This is a genomic window from Rhizobacter sp. P2_H2 (assembly GCF_056403375.1).
In genome coordinates this window covers 1-2400 of the sequence record NZ_JBFUFP010000853.1, presented here as the reverse complement: position 1 = coordinate 2400, position 2400 = coordinate 1, and the positions used below count along the sequence as shown (strand labels likewise).

The window sequence follows — 2400 nt, the reverse complement described above, 5'->3', positions numbered from 1 at the left end:
GCGGCTCATCAGGTTCTTTCGCGTGAGTGGGCTAGTCATGGCGTGGCTCAGGTTCTCGGAAAGCAAAAACAAAAAGGCGTCCGCACGGTGCGGGCTCAGCCTGCACGGTGGGGACGCCATCGTCCGACCCGCGTCGCGCCAACCTTGGTGCGTGCGGATGTCTGTGGAAGATCGCCGTTGACCTTCCGCACGTCACTATGCAAGTGGCGTGCCACGGCTGTCTTCCCAGGGGCGGTTCGCATCGGCGATGTTGCAACGCACCAAGTGCGCCGCAGGCCGCACTGCGGCAGTGCGTTCAGCCGAGCAGGTCCGACACGTCGAGGATGCGCCGCGCCACGTCGGCGAGCCGCAGCCCCTTGTCCATCGCGGCCTTGCGCAACCGCGCATAGGCGGCTTCCTCGCTGAGCCCCTGGCGCGACATCAGCAGGCCCTTCGCGCGGTCGATCACCTTGCGGTCCGAGAGTTCGGTGCGCGCGTCTGCCAGTTCGCGGCGCAGGCCTTCCTCGTGCCGGAAGCGCGCCATCGCGACGTCGAGCACCGGCTTCACTCGCTCCGGCGCCAGCCCGGCCACGACGTAGGCGGTGACGCCGGCGGCGATCGCATCGGGCACGTGGCTGGTGTCGTCGTCGTCGGTGAACAGCACGATCGGGCGGCGCGCATCGCGCGTCGCCATCACGACATGCTCCAGCGTGTCGCGCGCCTGGCTCTCGGCGTCGATGATGATCATGTCGGGCTGGATCTGCGCCAGCCGCTCCGGCAGGAAGACATCGGCCGGCAGCACCGCGACGATGTTGTAGCCGTTCTCCAGCAAGCCGATGCGCAGCGCCCGCGAGCGCTCGGCCTCGATCGGGTCGGGCGCGCCTTCGCTGCCGTCGGAGGCCAGCGAGTCGGGAGCGACGATGACGATGCGCAGGACCGGGGCGGTCGGCGCGCGCGGCGGCTTCATGGGCCAGAGCGCAGCAACATCCGCGCCACGCGGTGCGGCGCGGCCGATCGCCGGGGAATCAGCGCTCCTGCGAACTCGTGTGCAGCGCGCGGCGGATCCAGCCGCCCAGCGGCCGCAGCGAGTCGAACATCGAATCGGCTGGCGGCTCGTCGAACYCCCGTTCTTCGAGCAGGCCCTGCGCCTCCAGCGCGTCAAGGAAGAGCTGCACCTCGGGGCGCTTCAGTCCGGCGATGGACGCCAACTGCTCCAGCGTCATGTGCCGCTGCGACATGTCGCTGAGCATGCGCCGGTGCGCGGTGCGATCGAACGGCGCAGGCAGCTCCGTCCAGGCCAAGAGGCGGTATTCCTTCATGGGGTTTCCCTAACGACGTTGTTGTAGTTGGCAATTGCTTCGGGGCACTGCTCGGTCACGCAGGTTAGTCGCCCGCGCTCGAACCGGGAAGGGGGTCGGATAGTAATCGAGGGTAAACCCTTGGATGCGCCGTGACAAATTTGGCGCCGGCGGGCGGCGTGGGTGCGCTGGCTACACTCGCTGGATGAAGGTACTGGGCGTGGAATCATCGTGCGACGAAACGGGCGTGGCCCTGGTGGAGGCCGGTCCGACCGGGGTTCCGGCCCTGCTGGCCCATGCCCTGCACAGCCAGATCGCGATGCACCAGGCCTACGGCGGCGTGGTGCCTGAACTGGCCTCGCGCGATCACATCCGGCGCGTGCTGCCGCTCACCGAACAGGTGCTGCACGAGGCCGGCGCCTCGCTCGCCGAGGTCGACGTGGTCGCGTTCACGCGCGGGCCGGGGCTGGCCGGGGCGCTGCTGGTCGGCGCAGGGGTGGCCTGCGCGCTGGCGGCGGCGCTCGGCAAGCCGGTGCTCGGCGTGCACCACCTCGAGGGGCACCTGCTGTCGCCGTTCCTTGCGAGCGATCCGCCGGAGTTTCCGTTCGTCGCGCTGCTGGTGTCGGGCGGGCACACGCAGCTGATGCGAGTCGACGACGTCGGCCGCTACGAGCTGCTCGGCGAGAGCATCGACGATGCGGCCGGCGAGGCCTTCGACAAGTCGGCCAAGCTGCTCGGGCTCGGCTACCCGGGCGGGCCGGCGCTGTCGCGCCTGGCCGAAGCGGGGCGGCCCGATGCCTATGCGCTGCCGCGGCCGCTGCTGCACAGCGGCGACCTCGATTTCTCGTTCGCCGGGCTGAAGACCGCGGTGATGACGCAGCTGCGCAAGCTCGGCGATGCGCCGACCGACTCGCAGCGCGCCGACATGGCCGCGTCGACGCAGGCCGCGATCGTCGAGGTGCTGCTGAAGAAGTCGCTCGCGGCGCTGAAGCAGACCGGGCTGAAGCGACTTGTCGTCGCCGGCGGCGTCGGTGCGAACAGCCGCCTGCGCGCGCAACTGGATGCCGAATGCGCGAAGCGCCAGGTCAGGGTGCATTACCCCGAGCTGGCGCTGTGCACCGAC

At 69.8% G+C, this 2400-nt stretch carries 3 protein-coding genes; 1 reads left to right on the top strand and 2 read right to left on the bottom strand.

Features of this window, described 5'->3' with window-relative positions:
- Window positions 1–295: 295 nt before the first annotated feature.
- A complete protein-coding gene (locus AC1D15_RS27265; protein ID WP_465114352.1) occupies window positions 296–946 on the bottom strand; it encodes an ANTAR domain-containing response regulator in 651 nt (216 codons plus the stop codon).
- 58 nt (window positions 947–1004) lie between these two features.
- A complete protein-coding gene (locus tag AC1D15_RS27260) occupies window positions 1005–1298 on the bottom strand; it encodes a hypothetical protein (RefSeq protein ID WP_477828469.1) in 294 nt (97 codons plus the stop codon).
- 184 nt (window positions 1299–1482) lie between these two features.
- Between AC1D15_RS27260 and tsaD the strand changes: the two genes are divergently transcribed.
- Window positions 1483–2400 (top strand): tRNA (adenosine(37)-N6)-threonylcarbamoyltransferase complex transferase subunit TsaD (gene tsaD, locus AC1D15_RS27255; protein ID WP_477828468.1); only part of this gene is annotated, 918 nt, incomplete at its 3' end.

What these genes read in the sequence shown, in the direction of transcription:
- AC1D15_RS27265 (WP_465114352.1), bottom strand. Translation starts at nt 946, where the DNA reads ATGAAGCCGCCGCGCGCGCCGACCGCCCCGGTCCTGCGCATCGTCATC.